At 43.2% G+C, this 17,779-nt stretch carries 20 protein-coding genes; 11 read left to right on the top strand and 9 right to left on the bottom strand.

Annotation, left to right across the window (positions count from 1 at the left end; translation table 11 throughout):
* The first annotated feature begins 96 nt into the window (after window positions 1–96).
* The 4 genes from NUV69_03240 to groL all read left to right on the top strand — a co-directional run bounded on the left by NUV69_03240 (window position 97) and on the right by groL (window position 4,244).
* Entirely contained in the window at window positions 97–1,719 is a 1,623-nt protein-coding gene (locus tag NUV69_03240) for a CTP synthase (GenBank protein ID MCR4324678.1), read from the top strand.
* 64 nt (window positions 1,720–1,783) lie between these two features.
* Window positions 1,784–2,182 carry a hypothetical protein gene (locus tag NUV69_03235; protein MCR4324677.1) on the top strand — a complete coding sequence of 133 codons (399 nt, stop codon included), beginning with the start codon at window positions 1,784–1,786 and terminating at the stop codon, window positions 2,180–2,182.
* A gap of 114 nt (window positions 2,183–2,296) precedes the next feature.
* Complete coding sequence (locus tag NUV69_03230; GenBank protein ID MCR4324676.1) at window positions 2,297–2,581, top strand: co-chaperone GroES; 285 nt, start codon at window positions 2,297–2,299, stop codon at window positions 2,579–2,581.
* A gap of 37 nt (window positions 2,582–2,618) precedes the next feature.
* Complete coding sequence (gene groL / locus NUV69_03225; GenBank protein MCR4324675.1) at window positions 2,619–4,244, top strand: chaperonin GroEL; 1,626 nt, start codon at window positions 2,619–2,621, stop codon at window positions 4,242–4,244.
* 46 nt (window positions 4,245–4,290) lie between these two features.
* On the opposite strand, the gene NUV69_03220 is transcribed toward groL, so the two are convergent.
* Complete coding sequence (locus NUV69_03220; GenBank protein ID MCR4324674.1) at window positions 4,291–4,539, bottom strand: DUF5654 family protein; 249 nt, start codon at window positions 4,537–4,539, stop codon at window positions 4,291–4,293.
* A gap of 333 nt (window positions 4,540–4,872) precedes the next feature.
* Window positions 4,873–5,496, bottom strand: a complete 624-nt coding sequence (locus NUV69_03215) for a hypothetical protein (protein MCR4324673.1) — start codon at window positions 5,494–5,496, stop codon at window positions 4,873–4,875.
* A 43-nt stretch (window positions 5,497–5,539) separates the two neighbouring features.
* On the opposite strand from NUV69_03215, the gene NUV69_03210 reads away from it, so the two are divergent.
* Complete coding sequence (locus tag NUV69_03210; protein ID MCR4324672.1) at window positions 5,540–6,118, top strand: PH domain-containing protein; 579 nt, start codon at window positions 5,540–5,542, stop codon at window positions 6,116–6,118.
* A gap of 7 nt (window positions 6,119–6,125) precedes the next feature.
* On the opposite strand, the gene NUV69_03205 is transcribed toward NUV69_03210, so the two are convergent.
* Window positions 6,126–6,857, bottom strand: coding sequence for a M23 family metallopeptidase (locus NUV69_03205; GenBank protein MCR4324671.1), 732 nt, complete (start codon window positions 6,855–6,857; stop codon window positions 6,126–6,128).
* A gap of 384 nt (window positions 6,858–7,241) precedes the next feature.
* Here NUV69_03205 and NUV69_03200 point away from each other — a divergent pair, with 384 nt between their 5' ends.
* Genes NUV69_03200 through NUV69_03180 form a run of 5 tightly spaced genes read left to right on the top strand, consistent with a single transcriptional unit; the run spans window position 7,242 to window position 10,002 of the window.
* On the top strand, window positions 7,242–8,030 hold the full coding sequence (locus tag NUV69_03200) for a PEGA domain-containing protein (protein MCR4324670.1): 789 nt from the start codon (window positions 7,242–7,244) through the stop codon (window positions 8,028–8,030).
* A 40-nt stretch (window positions 8,031–8,070) separates the two neighbouring features.
* Entirely contained in the window at window positions 8,071–8,610 is a 540-nt protein-coding gene (locus tag NUV69_03195) for a hypothetical protein (protein MCR4324669.1), read from the top strand.
* A complete protein-coding gene (locus NUV69_03190) occupies window positions 8,607–9,053 on the top strand; it encodes a hypothetical protein (GenBank protein ID MCR4324668.1) in 447 nt (148 codons plus the stop codon). The genes NUV69_03195 and NUV69_03190 overlap by 4 nt, the downstream gene beginning before the upstream one ends.
* 50 nt (window positions 9,054–9,103) lie before the next feature.
* Window positions 9,104–9,682, top strand: coding sequence for a hypothetical protein (locus tag NUV69_03185; GenBank protein ID MCR4324667.1), 579 nt, complete (start codon window positions 9,104–9,106; stop codon window positions 9,680–9,682).
* 14 nt (window positions 9,683–9,696) lie between these two features.
* Window positions 9,697–10,002, top strand: coding sequence for a hypothetical protein (locus NUV69_03180; protein ID MCR4324666.1), 306 nt, complete (start codon window positions 9,697–9,699; stop codon window positions 10,000–10,002).
* Window positions 10,003–10,084: 82 nt separating this feature from the next.
* On the opposite strand, the gene NUV69_03175 is transcribed toward NUV69_03180, so the two are convergent.
* The 5 genes from NUV69_03175 to NUV69_03155 form a co-directional block, all read right to left on the bottom strand.
* Window positions 10,085–10,681 carry a hypothetical protein gene (locus tag NUV69_03175; protein ID MCR4324665.1) on the bottom strand — a complete coding sequence of 199 codons (597 nt, stop codon included), beginning with the start codon at window positions 10,679–10,681 and terminating at the stop codon, window positions 10,085–10,087.
* Between the two features lie 18 nt (window positions 10,682–10,699).
* Window positions 10,700–11,710 (bottom strand): UbiA prenyltransferase family protein, encoded by a 1,011-nt coding sequence (locus NUV69_03170; GenBank protein ID MCR4324664.1) that lies wholly within the window; start codon window positions 11,708–11,710, stop codon window positions 10,700–10,702.
* Window positions 11,671–12,756, bottom strand: a complete 1,086-nt coding sequence (locus NUV69_03165; GenBank protein ID MCR4324663.1) for an undecaprenyl/decaprenyl-phosphate alpha-N-acetylglucosaminyl 1-phosphate transferase — start codon at window positions 12,754–12,756, stop codon at window positions 11,671–11,673. Before NUV69_03165 ends, NUV69_03170 begins: the two co-directional genes overlap by 40 nt.
* A 392-nt stretch (window positions 12,757–13,148) precedes the next feature.
* A complete protein-coding gene (locus NUV69_03160) occupies window positions 13,149–14,627 on the bottom strand; it encodes a glycosyltransferase family 39 protein (protein ID MCR4324662.1) in 1,479 nt (492 codons plus the stop codon).
* Between the two features lie 2 nt (window positions 14,628–14,629).
* Window positions 14,630–15,949 carry a glycosyltransferase family 39 protein gene (locus NUV69_03155; GenBank protein MCR4324661.1) on the bottom strand — a complete coding sequence of 440 codons (1,320 nt, stop codon included), beginning with the start codon at window positions 15,947–15,949 and terminating at the stop codon, window positions 14,630–14,632.
* Window positions 15,950–16,417: 468 nt separating this feature from the next.
* On the opposite strand from NUV69_03155, the gene NUV69_03150 reads away from it, so the two are divergent.
* A complete protein-coding gene (locus tag NUV69_03150) occupies window positions 16,418–16,705 on the top strand; it encodes a hypothetical protein (GenBank protein ID MCR4324660.1) in 288 nt (95 codons plus the stop codon).
* 1 nt (window position 16,706) lies between these two features.
* Here the strand turns inward: NUV69_03150 and NUV69_03145 are convergent, their stop codons facing one another.
* Window positions 16,707–17,777 (bottom strand): hypothetical protein, encoded by a 1,071-nt coding sequence (locus tag NUV69_03145; GenBank protein ID MCR4324659.1) that lies wholly within the window; start codon window positions 17,775–17,777, stop codon window positions 16,707–16,709.
* Window positions 17,778–17,779: the final 2 nt, after the last annotated feature.

Raw genomic sequence — 17,779 nt, 5'->3', positions numbered from 1 at the left:
GCGCAACTTCCCTTTGAGAAAATCATGGTGGGCCCTTAAAAATATCAAAAAGGGCGCGTGCCCTCCCCAAGCAGTTAGCCTAAGGAGGGTTTTTTCGTGACAAGAACAAAGTTCATTTTCGTTTCAGGTGGTGTCATTTCCGGGATAGGGAAGGGGATTGCCACCTCTTCTATTGCTCTTCTTATTAAATCCCGCGGTTTTACGGCAACCGCGATGAAAGCCGACCCTTACCTCAACGTTGACGCCGGCACCCTAAACCCCATCGAACACGGCGAAGTCTTCGTCCTCGATGACGGCATGGAATGCGACCAAGACCTCGGTAATTACGAAAGATTCCTCGACCAAGACCTCAACGCCACAAACTACATGACCACGGGCCAAGTCTTCAAGTCGATTATCGACCGCGAACGCGCGCTCGGCTACGACGGCAAAACCGTCGAATTCTTCCAGCATCCTCCGGAAGAAATCATAGAAAGGATAATAAAATGCGCCAAAAGGAATCGCGCCGAGTTCGTAGTCTTCGAAGTCGGCGGAACAGTAGGGGAGTACCAAAACCTTTTGTTCCTCGAAGCCAATCGCCTGTTGAAACTTAAATATCCCCGCGATGTTCTACACATCCACTTAACTTACTTACCTATTCCTTCATCGATAGGGGAAATGAAGAGTAAACCTGCCCAAATGTCGATCCTTCAGCTTGCCCAAGCTGGAATCCAGCCGGACTTTGTCCTTGCTCGCGCAAACGTCGCGGTCGATGCAAAGCGTAAAGAAAAAATCGCCATTGCTTGTGGGCTTCAGCCTGAAGACATAATTTCAGCTCCAGACGTCGAAAACATTTATCAGGTTCCACTCAACTTCGAAAACCAGAACCTTTCTGACAAGATTCTCAAAAAACTCTTCGTCAAGCCGAGAAAAACAGACCTTTCAGATTGGAAAGTCATGGTCAATGATTCGCTAATTGCTCCAAATACCGCCAAAATCGCTATGGTTGGCAAGTACTTCTCAACCGGCGACTTCACGCTTTCAGACGCTTATCTTTCGGTAATCGAATCGATAAAACACGCTGCAACCAAATTCGGCATCAAACCTAAAATTGTCTGGATCGACAGCGCGGATGTAGAAAAAGAGGGTACAAAAATCCTCGAAGGGTTTGATGGAATTATAGTTCCTGGCGGTTATGGCTCAAGGGCGGTAGAAGGCATCATTAAATCTATTAAGTACGCGCGCGAAAACAACGTTCCTTATTTTGGCCTTTGCTACGGCATGCAGCTTGCCGCTATCGAATTTGCCAGAAACGTTTGCGGCTACAAAGACGCCAACACAACAGAGATTAACCCCAAAACAAAACATCCAATCATTCACGTAATGGAAACGCAAAAAGACAAAGTAGAGAAGCAAGACCTCGGAGGAACTCAGAGACTAGGCGCTTGGGAGTGGAAGGCCAAACCTGGCACAAAATTCGCGAGAGCCTACAAAAAGCTTACAGGTTCCGACCGCCATCGTCACCGATACGAATTTAATAATAAATATAAAGAAGTATTCGAGAAAAACGGCTTGCAGATCGCGGCAACCACAAAAGACGGTAAACTTGTCGAAGCTCTCGAGCTCAAAGACCACCCGTTCTTCCTCGGCACGCAATTCCACCCCGAACTTAAATCCCGCCCACTTAACCCACACCCACTTTACATGGCCTTCATGGAAGCGGTCAGCAAGCGTCAATAAAACAATCATCTAATCTATCGCAAGAATTAGACTTTTTTAAATTCTTCGAATATAATTTCCGCCCATGGCTGAACGCAGACCTCGCTTACCAAAAGAAAGAAAGGCTACTTTGTCCCCAGAAAGGCTTGCCTTTGCAAGCATACTTTACAATGCTCTTCACGATCAACCGTTTGATGTTACACCAGCAGAACTTTTCATCGGCAGACGCAGCAATGGTCAAGAATTGACATCATGGAACGATTTTAGAGAAAGCTCAAATCCAAATGAGCGCCGAAATATAACAATCACCCTCGACGCCCTTCTCTCTGTCAGCCATACCCCTTTCTACATCCTGTCCGATTCTGAAAAATTTGACCTTGCGACATTAAATAAAAACGGAAGGATAGGCCCCGGAACTGCTCTGTTTCTCGAGATTGCTCTTCAAGGAAGAGGGCTCGAAGAAGACGGGGTTGACAAACCATAAATTTTTGCTATCATATTAGCAATCGCAATCACATAGTGCTTGCGCTTTTTGTAATTTATCCTTATAATTCTGCTCTGATCAATTACGATCAACAATTAACGATAAACGATTGTCATGATTAAACCATTAGCTGGATACGTACTCATAGAACCTGCTCCAAAAGAAACTAAAACTGCTTCCGGAATTGTCCTTCCTGATTCTGCCGACGAAAAACCTCAAGAAGGTAAAGTTGTTGCTTGCGGTCCAGATGAAGTGACTGACGGAAAAACAATTTCTTGCCCGGTAAAAGTAGGGGACAGGGTCGTTTACAAAAAGTGGGGCGGAAACGAAGTTAAAGTCGACGGTCGCGAAATGTTACTTATAAAGTTTGAGGATTTAATGGCTGTAGTTACTAAATAACTACCCACTACCACCTACAAACTACAAACTAAATAAAATGGCGAAGCAAATTTTATACGCAGAAGACGCACGAACAAAATTAAAATCCGGAGTCGATAAGCTCGCAAACGCAGTAGCTACCACTCTCGGCCCCAAAGGTAGAAACGTCGCACTCGACAAAAAGTGGGGCGCCCCAAGCGTTATCCACGACGGCGTAACTGTCGCAAAAGAAGTTGAACTCGAAGATCCATTCGAAAACATGGGTGCGAGTCTTGTTAAAGAAGCAGCCAGTAAAACATCCGACGTTGCCGGAGATGGTACAACCACAGCCACAGTTCTCGCTCAAGCAATAGTCGAAGAAGGCCTCAAAAACATTACAGCTGGTGCAAACCCAATGATTCTTAAACGTGGAGTCGAAAAGGCAACAGAAGCAGTAGTCGCGGAACTTCGAAAAATGACTAAAAAGGTAGCTGCAGATGAAATCGAAAAAATAGCTACAATTTCTGCAGCCGACCAGGAAATCGGCAAGCTTATTGCAGAAGCTCTGCAGAAAGTTGGTCCAGACGGCGTTGTAACCGTAGAAGAGGGCAAGGGCTTAGGCCTTTCTGTTGAATACAAGGAAGGAATGGAGTTCGATCGTGGCTTTGTTTCTGCTTACCTTGTAACCGACCCGGACAAAATGCAATCAGTCGTCGAAGACGCTCACATTTTAATTACCGACCAAAAAATCTCCTCTCTTCAAGAACTCGTTCAGTTCCTCGAAAACTTTGTCAAAGTAAGTAAAAACCTGGTAATCATTGCAGACGAAGTCGAAGGTGAAGCACTCGCAACCTTAGTTGTAAATAAACTTCGCGGCGTATTCAACATTCTCGCGGTTAAAGCTCCAGGTTTCGGAGACCGCAGAAAAGAAATGCTCGAAGATATCGCAATTCTAACCGGCGGAACAGTCATTTCCGAAGACATGGGTAGGAAGCTCGAATCAGTTACAGTTGAAGATCTAGGCAGAGCGGACAGAGTAGTTTCCGACAAGGACAACACCTTAATTATTGGCGGCAAAGGCAGTAAAAGCGCACTCGACGCGAGAATTAAACAGATCAGGAATGAACTTGAAAAAACGGATAGCGATTTTGACCGAGAAAAGCTGGAAGAAAGACTAGCTAAACTTGCAGGCGGAGTAGCAGTAATCAACGTCGGAGCAGCAACCGAAATCGAACTAAAAGAAAAGAAGGAAAGAGTAGACGACGCCGTTAACGCAACCAAAGCTGCAGTCGAAGAAGGATACGTTGTGGGCGGGGGAGTAGCCTTGCTTCGAGCAAGCAAAGTTCTTGATAAACTTCCAATGGCCACAGATGCCGATGAAAGAATAGGCGTCGAAATTGTGCGCGATGCGCTAAAGAGACCTCTTGCTAAAATTGCCGAAAATGCAGGTGCAGACAGTGGCTGGGTTGTCAAAGAAGTTGAAAAAGCAGTCGGCAACAAAGGATTCAACGCGATCACAGGTCAATTCGAAGATTTAACAGTCTCCGGAGTTATCGACCCTGTTAAAGTAACCCGTTCTGCTTTGCAGAACGCGGCTTCTGTCGCAATGATGATTTTAACTACAGAAGCATTAATTACGGATCTTCCGGAGAAAAATCCGCCGGCCATGCCTGGAATGCCTCCGGGTGGCGGCATGGATTACTAAAAGGAGGCTTCTCTCCAATTTAACAATTCAACAATTTAGCACTTAATTATTTCTTCTCTTCTTCCCTCACCAACATGCTCAGCTGATATGTGACCAGAACGGCGAAAGTTGTGACTAAAATTGCATAGATAAACTTCGAAGCAAGTCCGGACCCAATGGTCAAATAACCTACAATATAGTCATTGATAAAAGTTTGGATGGCCTCGTTCCACGCAAGAGCAGCCACTACTCCGAACCCGGAAGTAGACAACGTAACAAGTTGTTTCAATAGTTCTCTCCTGAACCCCTTGGTCATGAGTGTCGTATTTTACGAGACGGGCAGCATCGATGTCAAACCAAACAAAAAAGGTCTCACCCATCAAAAATTGCCGTTTGTTAGTTCATATTGACTTCGACCCATTCGGTTTACACTCAGGTCTTCGACTCCGAAGTCGCTCAGACTCGAGGAGGTCGTACTGAGCGAAATCGAAGTACGACAAGCTCAGTCAATATTCCCCGGAGCAAATGAAGTGAGTCGAAGAGCCTTATTTTCAGTTTCTGTTACCCTTTCCAACTCTGTCTCTTTGTCCCCAAAAACAAACCGACTGCCGTCTTTTCCCCTAAACTCTTAACTCTAATCTCTTTTACCTTACTTTAATGTAATTTTAATTCGTGCGTTATCTATGTGCACGGCAAACTCGGTTATATCCGTTTTGCCCCGCACTCCGTACTTCTTGTTTCCGCTTGGAAGCGGAATCTTGCCTGAAGTTTGGACATCTCCCGTCCCGCTCGCACTGGAAATTGTGCTCTCGATAAAAGGATTATTGTCCGAAATATTCTTAAGCTGGGCATAACCTCTGCCGTTTCCGCCAGTTACCCACACAGAAGCCTCAAAAAACACAGAGTCAATCTGCCCATATTTCCCGGTATCAATCGTCACTTCCATTCCCGCAACATCTGCATAACTATTGCTATTTGTTGTGCCCGAACCAACAGGAACAAATATCTCTTTTTGCGCAGTCTGAACTATGATTTGTGTTTCTTTTTCGACAACCGTCTTAGTTTCGACCGTTTTAATACCCGCAGGTGGCGGAGTCGGGGAAGCTGAAGCAAGGGGAGTTGGACTTATTTCAATCTTCCGATCGGCTTCTAAATTTTGATCTTTGATCTTTGAACTTTGATTTTGCACCACCCACCAGTTCAAATAAACGAGGTCGAGAAGAGCAATTATAAAAATCGCGGCGATAATTTTGCCTAGTATCCTAGAACCCATACGATCTCCATGATAGCAAAAAATATTGTGATAAACTGGAAACGTGGCCAATAAATCCCCCTCCGAAAAGCAAAAAAAAAGACTCGCCAAGTTCTTGACGAGCGATGAAAAGCCAGAGCTAGTCTCATCTATAGGGAAACGCTATTTCTGGATCAAGGTTATTCTAATCTTCATAATCCCATTAATCTGGTTTTACGCTTCTTTTTTAATGCTCCTTGGCTTTTTTGATATCCAAGGTTATTCGTACCTAAAATACTTTGGAATCTTCCCGCTTTTTGTGTTGATCGCAAAACTAAAAAGCTCCAGCCAGCTTATCAGGCAAAAACAATCGTATATTTACGCCCTGACAAATAAACGCCTTTTGATAATAACGGGCATATTTTCCAGAAAAATCCTAAGCGCTCCACTCGAGCGTATTACGCACGTGACAGTGGAACAATCAGTAGCGCAGCGGTACCTTTATAATAATGGAAATTTAGTAGTAATTACCGCTGGCTACGATCAAAGAGAAATTGTTATCGAAAATATAGGAGACCCAGTGAAATTTAAGATTATGATCGAGGAACTATCAGACAGAGACGATACCAAAGAGGAAGACGATACCCCTATCCGCAAGCTTTAAATCGCGCTTACTTTAGGTTGCCTTCTGCGCTCGGGAGTAAGTTTCCAGGGTTTACCGCAACACCATTATCGTAAAGCTCAAAGTGGACATGGGCTCCTGTAGTACGACCCGTAAGACCAATAGTACCAAGGTCAGTTTGCGTATTAACTGTAGAACCAGGTTTAACGTAAATCTTACCCATGTGAGCATAAGCAGTTTTAAGCCCGTCACCGTGGTCAATAACAACTAAGTTACCTTTACCGTCGGAAACGAAGCCGGCAAACTCAACTGTACCAGCACCAACTGGCTTAATAGGCGTACCAAGAGGGGACGTAATGTCGAAAGCTCTATGGTATCCACTAAATCCTTGTGAAATATTTCCGCCAACAGGCATTCTGAACTCAAAAGGAGACAACTTAGCGCCTACACTTTGTGCAATCTCAACAACGTTGGCATCGCCTTCAACGTGCTCAGCAACCAAAATAGGCTGGCCGTTGATTTTTACTTCAGCGGTCTTAGGCTCAACAAATGAAGCAATTTGGCTTGTCGCTATAAAAGCAATGGTAAGTACAGGAAGTACCTTGGCAAGCAATCTAAGCCTTGGTCTAATAGAAAGTTGAAACTTGGTGAACTTTAAGCCGTTAAGGGCTATTTGTTTAGCCTCGATTTGACGAGCCCTTTTGAGAGCCTTTTCAGCTTGTGCCTGAGCCTGGACTTTAAGCTCAGATATGGCAGGTTGTAGTATTTGTATGTTTTTCATATATTTTCCCACTAAAAACCCACATATATATTTGTGGGAATCCTGGGCAGAAGCCCATAGTGGAGATCTTACAAGCGTGAAGTATAGCATAGTAAGGCTCCTTTGTCAAGTCCCATAGTAAGCTAAATGAGGCCTAAATGGAGCTAAAAATCGTGGCTAGGGGATAGCTTCAATCTCACGCTCGAGCCTGAGCACAAATAGCCTCGAATTACCTTCCAGCCTCGAAGCAGACCTATAATCTTTTCACATGAGCTCCCGCCGCAGGAATTAGCCTCAAATAGTCATGACCCTGAGCGAAGTCGAAGGGCTCACGCTTGCACCGAAGCTCAGCTAGGTGGTACCTTTAATCCAATGCCTGAGTATGTATCAAGTATCAAGTGTCAGGTGTCAAGAAAGCTCCTACATGTCACATGTTACCTGACACTTGTTACACTCCTAACTGGCTGCACAGTCGTGGGTGGCCCCAAAGCCGCAGCCTTAAAAGTAACCTCAACGCCCCAATCTTCAATATTCCTGGACGGGAAACATGTCGGCAAAACCCCCTTTTTCTCTGACCAACTCAAAGACCAGGAGTATATGGTTAAAATAACCGCGGGCGAGGCGACATACGTAGAAAAGGTAACTTTGGTCGAAAATACCCTCACAGTCGTCAATCGCGAACTCAATAACAACTTTTTAGCCCAATCCGGCGAAATACTTAGCCTCCAGCCTGGTAAAAAGGGTATTTTTGTTACATCCACGCCTGACGAGGCTGATGTTGCCATCGACGGCAAATCATATGGGAAGACACCCATCCAGATTGAAGAAATAGAAGAAGGAGAGCATAAATTAATACTTTCCCATCGTGGCTATTTAGAAAGAACGATAACCGTTAAAACGTCCCCAGATTTCCAAGTTGTCGCGCACGTAACTCTCGCGTCCGAAATAGCCAAAGGAGTTACAGCTGCTCCCGGACTCCCGGAAGAGCCTGAGAAAGTTGAAATTTTGGCGACTCCGCTTGGGTTCCTTCGCGTCAGGCGTGAATCTACGCTCACCAGCCCGGAAATAGGCAGAGTAAAAACAGGCGACCAGCTTGAAATATTACAAGAAATTCAAGGTTGGGTTCAGATAAAATTCGAGGGGAAACAAGGCTGGGTCTCAACGGAATACACAAAGAAACTGCCCAGGAATTAATCCCGATCAAATTTCCCTGTAATTCTGATAATATGTATCTATGCTGTCAAAATCCATTATAAAGTTAATAGACGAAGCAATAGTGCCCGCCGCAGCCTTAATTGTGGGTAAAATGATCGGCTTTTTTATAGCGACTTACGCCCTCGGGCTGTCTTTCACGGTTGCCGGAGGCACAGTGTTAGGCGTCTTACCCTCAATTAGCTTCGGCTCGCTCAAAGACTACATAATAGCGGAAAACTACTCGAATATCACTATGCTAACCGTCGTCGTCGTCGGGAACTTATATGTTCTGGTTCGTGCCCATTTTTTCCACGAAAGCCATATAAAGCCATCTTTTCATGCCAAGTTAGCCTCTATGAACATGGAAGGGTTTGTAGCTCCTACCTACCATCTATACCACCAGGCCGTCATTTGGCTCGCATTTCTGTGGCTAACGACTGGATTTCTCCTCGTTTCCACCGTCATCCTGAAAGTTACGCACCCCATGATCTCCATAGCCGCGTTACTAATTGCTGCTAACTTTACCTGGATCCTGTCGGTGGATATCGAAAACGAGATAGAAATATCAAAACAAGCATGAAACACTCACTATTTCGGACCTTTGCCAACTTCTCAGCCGTAGTCCTGCTTTTAGCGCTTTTGGCCTTCCCCTTCTATTTTGCCTCGAAATTCGCCCAAGTTGCGGGCGTAAAAAGCGCTTCACACTACCTTATCGTGCCCCAGATAGACAAATTCCCGAACGTAAGCTTTTCCCAGGAGGGCGAAACCTACAAGCTAACAGCCACGAAATTCGGAGAGAGCCAAGCATTCTTGGGTATTTTGATCCTAAATAACCCGACAGAGGAGACTAAAACTTACTCAATCGAAAAAACAGCAGGGGAGGCCAAAGTCTTTTTCGGCCAGGACTTCAAAAATCCAGACATAACTGCCACTCTTTCACCTCAAACATCCACAACTCTCAGCCTTCTCTCCGAAGAAGCCTCCGCTTCCTCAAACGTTAGCTTCAAGATCAAAGCTCAATAATCCGACCCATAGTTTACAAACACACAGGGAGAGGAGTATAATCCGAGATTATGAAAGATCAAGAAGCAGGCCCTAGTCAGCCGCAAGAAATTTTGCTCGCACCCGAGGATCAGGCAGATATTGCACGAATCGTATCCTGGGTAAATACCAACCTTCGAAGGCACTACCCAGACGCACCAGAATTGAGTGTAGACCAAGTAAAGGTTGTCCCAGATCTTAATGACACAGAGACAGCAATCAACCTAGCAAGCCTACACCCTTTCTTTTTAGAAAAAATTAAAGGCAAGGTAGTAGTGGGTGCTCCACCAGGAGCTCGATCATGGGTAGATAGAGACTCTAACAGCATTTATTTTGATTACAGGGTTGTAGAAGATCTGAGAAAAAATAAGGTAGCAGGATATTTTGGAATAGGTATGGATAGTATCGATGCTACAGTACTTTTAGGGACGGAAATTGTCAATGTCGAATCGGAAACAGCAACCAAACTAGCGGTCGATTCGACGACAGCCAGTTACCGACAAACGTTAACAGGAATAGTAACAGAAACCGACCTTGAAGCAGCAATTCAATACATAAAAGAAAAAGGCTGCAAAATCCGCATCATTGGACTCCAGACTACAATCATGTAGATGATAGTATGTTCATGCCATCAACAGTCATAAATAACGACAATCTTCTTCTTAGACATCTTGCAAGACCAGCAATGGTTAAGTTTGGTAAACAGTTAGGCAGCGAGTTTGACCTACCATTTCAGTTACGCACCAGAATAAATAGACATGCGGAAGTGTCTGTACCGCTAACTGTTTCCTTAACAACACAAAACCCACGGAAAGAAGAAAGAGAACTACTCGCGGCCTTAGACAGAATGGGATTTAGGGGAAGAAATAACCTATTGAAAGCTTATCAATCAGGAGAAATAGGGAGAAAAATAGTCGAATCTCATAGATAAACTACTGAAGATACTGAAGTAACTTTTGAGGTAAAAATTCCCCGCCGCCCCCATCAAGATAGCTGTACATAGAAAAGTCCCCTTACTGTAAGAATTTAATTGAATCAAGTATTGGAATAACTAGAGGAGTATAGTCTGAGTTAGAAGGACTAAAGTAAGCAAAATAAACACGTTTTTGATTGTTAAAAACGTAAAAAGGTGCATCAGGATTACTATGGAACAGAACTAAAGCAGGATTACCTGCTATTGTTTTTTGTTCTACCTTAGTTGGATCATCTTGTTGAGCGCTACTATATCGGTTCTCCTTCTCGAGCCAATCTAAAAGTGATAGGTCTTCCTCAAGTGATTCGTCATATTGACCAATTGTGATGGATATTTTGTCCGGTTTTAAAAGGATAGGACCCTGAAAGTCTGATTCAGCAAGATTCGCGTCAAAGTAATTTCGCAAAACAACGGTCTTTGAGTCACCTGCCTCTAAACGCCAAGTATTGGGAAATGTTATCGAAAAACCTAAAACAGTCTCTTGTGTTGTCCAGGCAGAAGTATTTTGAATATCATCTTGTGAGATTGATTGATCTTTGGGTTGCTGCCATTCCATAATTTTGTGAGTTCCAAAAACCGTAACAACGACAAACAAAACGCATAAGAGCAAAACTACAGGAGCGAAACCTTTTTTCATGAATTTGATAAACAATAATTACTGCAAATACTGAATTAACTTTTGAGGTAAGAATTCTCCGCCGTAGATTACAAAAAAGACGATTACGATCCAGAACAGCACTGTCGAAAGTAAAGGAATATCAGACAATAATACTCGCTCCGGTGATTCCCCTTCTTTTTTTTCGTGAATGACGTACATGTATCTCATTACCCCATAAATAACAAAAGGCACAGTCACCATCAGCCATTTAGAAGCCAAAAACGTCCTAGGCAGATAATCTCCAAACAACACCAAAACCTGTGCGCCGGAACCTGGCGGCGGCTGCAAAAAAGTAAACATCGTATAAGAAAACCACGTAGCCGTTGCAAACATTACTGTCAACGAATCCAGAAGTGACTCGGGATAATGAAGAAGAATAGATCTTGTCGCAAGCGACTTCTCCTCCGAACCCATCAAAAGAGTCCGTTCCGACCTTCTTTTTCCGATAGCCAAAAATAGCGCCAGACTTGCAACCGTCAAAATAAACCAAACAGTAACGTGCGCGTCGATCAAAACCGCTCCGGCGAAAACTCTTAGCAAAAATCCCGACGCAATCGCCATAACGTCGATTAGAATAATCGACCTTAAAAATAGCGAGTAAAGTATCTGCAAAATTGCGTAGGCGGAAAGCGCCAAAGTAAAAAATGGCGAAAAACGGCTCGAAACAAATATCGCCAGCGCAAGTCCCAAAATCGCAATAATAAGAGCAACGTTAGGATGTATCCTTCCGGCTGCAATTGGGCGTTTCCTCTTAAATGGATGAGCCCTGTCTTTTTCGACGTCAATTACATCGTTGATTATATATATGGAAGAAGTTGCAAGCGAAAAAATAAAAAAGCCTAAAACGACGAGCCAAAATTTAATGGGGTCAAAAAAAACGCCTTCAAAAACAAGTGGAGCAAAAAGTGCTAAATTTTTAAGCCATTGACGCGGGCGTGCGCTAACAAAAATCCAAAAGGGCAACCAGATTATCTGCGGGCCTTTTGTGGTAAATTCATATTTAGCCAAACTAGTCCTCCTAAGACAATAACAGCGACAACTACTGCTGCAAAAAGTTTTTCAATAGAGGCAAGTTGCAATGCAGCCGCACCTAAAATAGCACACAGAAACCAATAAAACAATGCTACTCTTCTCTGCGACCAACCCAACTCTATCAACCTGTGGTGTAAATGTTTCCTGTCTCCAAGAAAAGGAGACTTACCACTTACTAATCTTCTTATAATAGTAAATACACCGTCAATAAGCGGGATGGCCATTACTAAAATCGCAGTCCCCACTTTTGCTCCCGAAAGGATTGCAACGACCGCGACTAAAAACCCCAGAAAATAAGAGCCGGAATCGCCGGGGAAAATTTTTGCAGGATAAAAATTAAAAATTAAAAATCCAAGCGCTGATCCAGCTCCAATTAAAGCCAGTTGACTCACAACGGTCTGGCTCGGATCATGAGGATAAAATCGGAGTGACGCGACAAAAATTACCATTAGAGTAACAATTACTATTCCCGGCATTTGTCCATCGACGCCACTCGAAAAATTAACCATGTTGATTACCCAAACGATCCAAAAAAGCGCAAAAAGATCAGCGAGCAATAAAAGTGAATGATTACCAAAAAACTCAAAAGACAAACGAATAGTATCGAGTCTAATAACATCGTAACCCTGACCGAGTAGCGCTGAAACCGGGTTTGGGATAAAAGCGATACCGACACCGCTGGCAACAACAACCAGCGCTGCTAGAAATTGGAAAAGAAGTCTTACGATACTCGGCAATTCCGCTTTATCGTCAATTAAACCGACCAAAACAAGAATCCAACCTCCAAGCAGGATCCCCGCTAATTTTTTACTCGGTTCAACTAAAAGAATGCTCACCAACAAAAAAGCAAGAAAAATTGGCACACCACCAGCTCTTGCGGTTACAACTTTATGAATAAGAGCCGGATGCTTTCTAAGCTTCGGGTCATCAACGAATTTAAATTTTTTAGCGAGCACAATTGTAATTGGGGTTAAGATTAAAGAAACTAAAAAGGCAGCTAAAAATGTCAGCGTGAACGTCATGTTAAAAGCGTAACAATTTTGAGAGTGTCGTAAAGTGTAAGAAGGGAAACAATGAAACTAAAAACCACAATAATTCTAAAAAGAAATAAATTTCCCCTCGCCAAAGTCAACGAAGCGAAATAGTTTACGAAAAAAAACAGAACTGTAATAATAGGCAGCGACCACAGGAAAAGCTTAGGCGCGAGAACGTTCTCCCCCCAAGGCCTTGAAAAAAAGATAGGCAATTGCGGAGGCAGTTTCGACCATACGAGCAAAATTAACATCGACTGAATCAAAATCGAGAACAGAAAGAAAGAGAACGAAAAAAATGAAAGCCTATCTCCAGCGATGTTCTTCTGAGCATTTTGTGTAAATTCTATCCTCGCGCCAGACAGATTACCTACCCTCATAACTTAATCCTTTCTTTGAAAAATTCGTGAATCTTCAACAGTTGAGGTATGAGTATACGAAGTTGCAAGTAACTTCTCAAGTTCGTCAAAATAACCGATCGAGCTGGGTGCGAGGATTATGTAAACAGGGGGGTTTTCGCGCAAATTATTTATTACTTCTTCCCGTCCGCCTGGTACGCCAAAAACATGGAAGGATGTAACGTATCTCGAGGGGTTGTTAAGATCAGAAATTGCATAAAGCCAAGCAATGTCCCCCCACACATACACAGTTTTACCTCTCGCTTCCCGGCTCCTTATGAAATTATCAAGCGCCATTATCTTGTTAACGTTAGAATCGTACGAATCGTTGTATTGGCTTAAAGTTCTACCGTCCGAAGCAAAACTAAAAAAGTTCTTCCAGTATTTAACCTGCGTCCTCAGTTCCACTACACCGTAGTCGGCAAAAAGAAATTTAAAAAGCAAAAGTAAGGGAAGTGCGAAAAAAACAAGAAAAACAACAAAGCTCCGTCTGAAGTCTATTTTTCTTGGAATGGACGCAAGAAGAAGTGAAAGCGCAGGGACTCCCTGGACCAAATAGTGACCATAAGTTCGGCCCGAAAAAAAGCTACCAAGAAACGAAAAAGCACCCCAGAGGAAAAAAAGATTTAAAAGACTTACCTGCCCTTTTTTCTTTTGATAAATTGCAAAAGCAATGCTTGCAACAATTGGCATAAACTTCAAAATATTTATAAAAATCTGATACTGTGGGCTTTCGTTAAGGTAAATTTGGTAATAAGTGTAAGCCGCAAAAATATATTCCCCCACAAGATTTTTTTGAGCAAAGTAAAGAATAAAGAAAAGATATGGGACTAGAAAACCCAGTGTCAGCACAAAACCCTTTTTAACAAACTCTAAAAACCTTTTTGTGTAGACGAACAAGAAAATACCAAGGGCTGCAGCTTCTAGTGCCCCGACTTGCTTGTAAAGAGAACCTAGTGCAAAAAGTAGACCTGCAGCAAAAAGAGAAAGATAATCAAAATTTCTCTTGATGGCAACCAAAAATGCAAGAGAAATCGGCAGAATCATAAAAATTTCTGTTAGAGCCAAGTTGCCCTCAATGATCCGCAGAGACGACAAAACCCCAAAAATCCCAGTCGCCAAAAGTGCCCTTTTTTCTCCCAGTACTTTCTGCGCAATTTCGTAAATCGCAGCAGCTGTAACAAGTGCGACAACTAGGGTAACCAACCTTAACCAAAACATCGAGACACCAAACGTTTTAAAAATCGCAGCATAAGTCAAATAAATCATTGGGGGTTTATTGTCCCAGGCAGTTTGGTACAAAGTCCCACCAAAATTTAAGTTTCGCCCAACTGCCGCAAAAATTCCCTCATCTCCATACCAAAAAGGTTCAAACAGAGAAGGGAGCCTAAACAGAAAAATAGCACCGAGAATTAAAAGAAAAATAATATGGTGGCGTCTAAAGTCAGCGAATACTTTTTTCATAATTACCTCCGAACTTCAATTTTTGGTCCTGGCGAAAGATAAAAATAAGGCTCCTCTACATTTTCTTGAATTTTAACAACCCCATTTGCAACGTATGCATCTAGCAAACTTTTGCCGGAAAATTGTACAAGACCCACGGAAAGCACAACAAGTTCATTAGTGAGACCATTCCTGTTTCTGTAATACAAAACTTCTGCAAAAGAAGGAAGAACCGTTACTATCTTGTCGCCCTGTTGAATTTGCGGGACAACCTCTTGAGCATAAATTTGTTTGAACGTAAGAGGATAACGACTTAATGTCAGGTAATCTATCGCCAGGCTCAAAACGATCACCGCAGTAATCGATAGCTTATAAAAAGGCCCGGGAAATTTCTGGGCGCTGTGTACGATGATCATCGAAAAAGGAACCGCCGCAGGTATCAAATAGCGCCAGAAAAAAATGGGTCTGAATGGCAGCCGAAATTCGCCGACCTTAAGTCCCGGCAGTGAAGCCAGAATTAGCGGCATAACTGCCCAAAGCCAGATTAAGGCGTACGGCTTTTCAAAAGACCTGCGTCTTATGTGCTGCACAAGGCCAAGCACAATAAGCGCCGTCGAAACAGCAAATAAAATCATCTGAAATGGATTAAAATGTTCTCCGGCAAGTATCCTCAAAACCGCTTCAAAGTGCGTCCTCTCGTCGATTCCTCCAATCCAATAACTCTCTCCGACCGAAGTAACCTGCGAAAGCAAGAAAGGTACCCAAGGTAAAAACAAAGCGCCGACGACGGCAAAAAGGCCTACAGACTTAATTAAAATTTTGCGGTCAAAAAGAAGAATATAAAACGCTTCTGCCGCAAGTACAAAAAGCATGTAATAATGCGTGTACAAGCCCAGAGCCGAAAATAATACGAAGCCGATTACGTTAACAAAATTAAATTTTGAAGAAAGCCGGTTCAAAAAGTAAACAGAAGAAACCGAGGCAAAAGCAAACATCGTATAGTTGCGCGCTTCAAACGCGTAAGTTAAAAATATGGGGTTAACAAGAAGAACAAGAGCAGACAGTAGTCCGAATGTTTTACCCTTAAATTCACTGGCAAACTTGTAAACGACCAAAATTGTCAGAAGATAAAAAAAGACGGAAATGAGCCTTGTGGCGATTTCGGTAGGAGGAAAAAACCTATAAACGAGGCCGACAACCGTATAGTAACCCGGAGGATGAAAATCCGCAGCCGTAGTTTTAAGCATTTGCGAGTACGGGAGTTGAGAAATTAAAGAAGTCCACGCCTCGTCTCCCCAAAAACCTCGAGTTACGTAGTTTTGGGCAAGGGAAAACATTTCCATTTTAGTATAGGGTCACAGGTCCAAATTGACAAATAGCCACATAGCCAAATACCATCAAGTTATGGAGTCTTCTCTGGAAGAACCCAAACCCGGACTCTTTAGACGATTCTTTAAAAGAAGAGAAAGACAGAAAAAAGAGATAACACCGGAAGTGTTATGGCAAAATCAGGCGGAAAACCTAGTGGAATTAGGTTGTGCTTCAAGTGTTGATTCGTATTCTTCATTAAAAAGTCAGTTCACTTCTCTTCAAGAGCAAGGCCTCATGCCGTTGTTGTAGACCCAAACGCCCCCTTAAAATTAATAGAAAAGGGAAAAGTTCCGAGAGAGCTTATAACACAGGAAGCAAGGAGAATTAATATTCTTAGTTTTGATCCGCCTGCAAGCACCGGCCCGTATGTTATCTCGCAAGAAGTTAAAGACAATAAATCTGTAAGCCCAAACGAAGCCGGCCTGAGTCTTGTTGAAGGATTGAACCTTTTTTTTCAAAATCCAAACGTCTTAAATTCCACGGGGCTCCTTTTAACCGGTTCTCAAAAAGAAATGGGCGTTCCCTATTTAACGCGTTTGCCCGGAGCAGGCGGAGTTAGTATCGGGCTTGTAGACGGACATGACCCTTCGGTATATCTCTCTTGGAGATACACTGTAAGAACAGACAGAAAACAACCTGTCATAAAAGGAGTGACAGCGTCAAATCGTGCACCAATCTTAAAAACTAATGCCGCTCACGTTGTAAGCGCGAAAATCCCCAAAACCTAGTTTAGGGTAGCATTGTCAGCTGTCTTTTCCAGTCCTGAAATCTTTCCACCAAATCTAGATCGTCGACAGAATAAGGTTCCACTCCTCTTTTTTCGAATCCGTAATTAAGAAGCGTTGCGGCTGCAATTTCTCGGTCTTCGAGAGACTTCGCACCAATCACGATAACTATCAGTTTTTTACCTTCACGCTCTGCCGTAACCGCAGTAACATGACCCGCGTTTTCCGTATATCCTATTTTCAGCCCGTCCACACCGGGATAAGTACCAAGAAGCGCGTTCCAGTTAGGGAGATCAAACAACCGATGATTTCCATTAGGCGCCAACCTAATGTACTCACTAGACGCGATTTGGTTTATAAAAGGATAGTTTGCTTTTGCTTCATGGGCAAGAATTGCCAGGTCGTAAACAGTAGAATAATGGTTGTTGCCATCAAGACCAGTGGGAGTTTCGAAGTTCGAATCCAGCGCGCCGATCTTTTCAAGCTTCAAATTTACCAAATTCATAAAGGCCCCAGAACCGTCTCCGATATCACTGCCCAAATAATCAGCAATTGCTTCCGCTGCGTCGTTTGCCGAAGTTAGCATTGATGCTTTGATAGCTTCCTCGAGTGTCAGCCTTTCGCCAAACTCAAGCCCCAGTTTCGTTGGAATTTGCTCTGCGGCTTTTACAGAAACGGAAATTACCTTGTCTTTTGAAGCTATATCAAGAGCAGTCATCACCGTCGCGACTTTAGTAATAGAAGCGGGGGAAATTCTATTCTTTAAGTTCTGCGACCAGATTACTTCCCCACTATCAAAATCGATAACCGCCCCTGCCTTGATTCTCGGAATCGTCTCAAGGTATTCGCCGGACCCATATCCCTTTGGAGTCCAGTTACTCCCGGCAGTAAGTTTTTTAGACGCTTCAACGAAAGCCGTCCTTTTTGGGTCTGCATATGTTTGTTGAGAGCTCGCGGAAAGATCGCTCTCTGAACGATAAAAAAGAACCATAAGAGCAACAATAAAGGCTATTAAAATTATCCTTTTTTCGACTTTAAAGACCGAGCCGAGTAACTGTGGTATTTTTCTTAACAAAT

It is taken from the genome of Candidatus Curtissbacteria bacterium (assembly GCA_024654445.1).
GTDB lineage: Bacteria > Patescibacteriota > Microgenomatia > Curtissbacterales > GWA2-41-24 > JANLHP01.
This window is presented reverse-complemented; position numbering and strand designations above follow the sequence as displayed.

What these genes read in the sequence shown, in the direction of transcription:
- NUV69_03160 (MCR4324662.1), bottom strand. Translation starts at nt 14,627, where the DNA reads ATGAAAAAAGTATTCGCTGACTTTAGACGCCACCATATTATTTTTCTT.
- NUV69_03165 (MCR4324663.1), bottom strand. Translation starts at nt 12,756, where the DNA reads ATGACGTTCACGCTGACATTTTTAGCTGCCTTTTTAGTTTCTTTAATC.
- NUV69_03230 (MCR4324676.1), top strand. Translation starts at nt 2,297, where the DNA reads ATGATTAAACCATTAGCTGGATACGTACTCATAGAACCTGCTCCAAAA.
- NUV69_03175 (MCR4324665.1), bottom strand. Translation starts at nt 10,681, where the DNA reads ATGAAAAAAGGTTTCGCTCCTGTAGTTTTGCTCTTATGCGTTTTGTTT.
- NUV69_03220 (MCR4324674.1), bottom strand. Translation starts at nt 4,539, where the DNA reads ATGACCAAGGGGTTCAGGAGAGAACTATTGAAACAACTTGTTACGTTG.
- NUV69_03185 (MCR4324667.1), top strand. Translation starts at nt 9,104, where the DNA reads ATGAAAGATCAAGAAGCAGGCCCTAGTCAGCCGCAAGAAATTTTGCTC.
- NUV69_03190 (MCR4324668.1), top strand. Translation starts at nt 8,607, where the DNA reads ATGAAACACTCACTATTTCGGACCTTTGCCAACTTCTCAGCCGTAGTC.
- NUV69_03195 (MCR4324669.1), top strand. Translation starts at nt 8,071, where the DNA reads ATGCTGTCAAAATCCATTATAAAGTTAATAGACGAAGCAATAGTGCCC.
- NUV69_03180 (MCR4324666.1), top strand. Translation starts at nt 9,697, where the DNA reads ATGCCATCAACAGTCATAAATAACGACAATCTTCTTCTTAGACATCTT.
- NUV69_03235 (MCR4324677.1), top strand. Translation starts at nt 1,784, where the DNA reads ATGGCTGAACGCAGACCTCGCTTACCAAAAGAAAGAAAGGCTACTTTG.
- NUV69_03215 (MCR4324673.1), bottom strand. Translation starts at nt 5,496, where the DNA reads ATGGGTTCTAGGATACTAGGCAAAATTATCGCCGCGATTTTTATAATT.
- NUV69_03155 (MCR4324661.1), bottom strand. Translation starts at nt 15,949, where the DNA reads ATGGAAATGTTTTCCCTTGCCCAAAACTACGTAACTCGAGGTTTTTGG.
- groL (MCR4324675.1), top strand. Translation starts at nt 2,619, where the DNA reads ATGGCGAAGCAAATTTTATACGCAGAAGACGCACGAACAAAATTAAAA.
- NUV69_03205 (MCR4324671.1), bottom strand. Translation starts at nt 6,857, where the DNA reads ATGAAAAACATACAAATACTACAACCTGCCATATCTGAGCTTAAAGTC.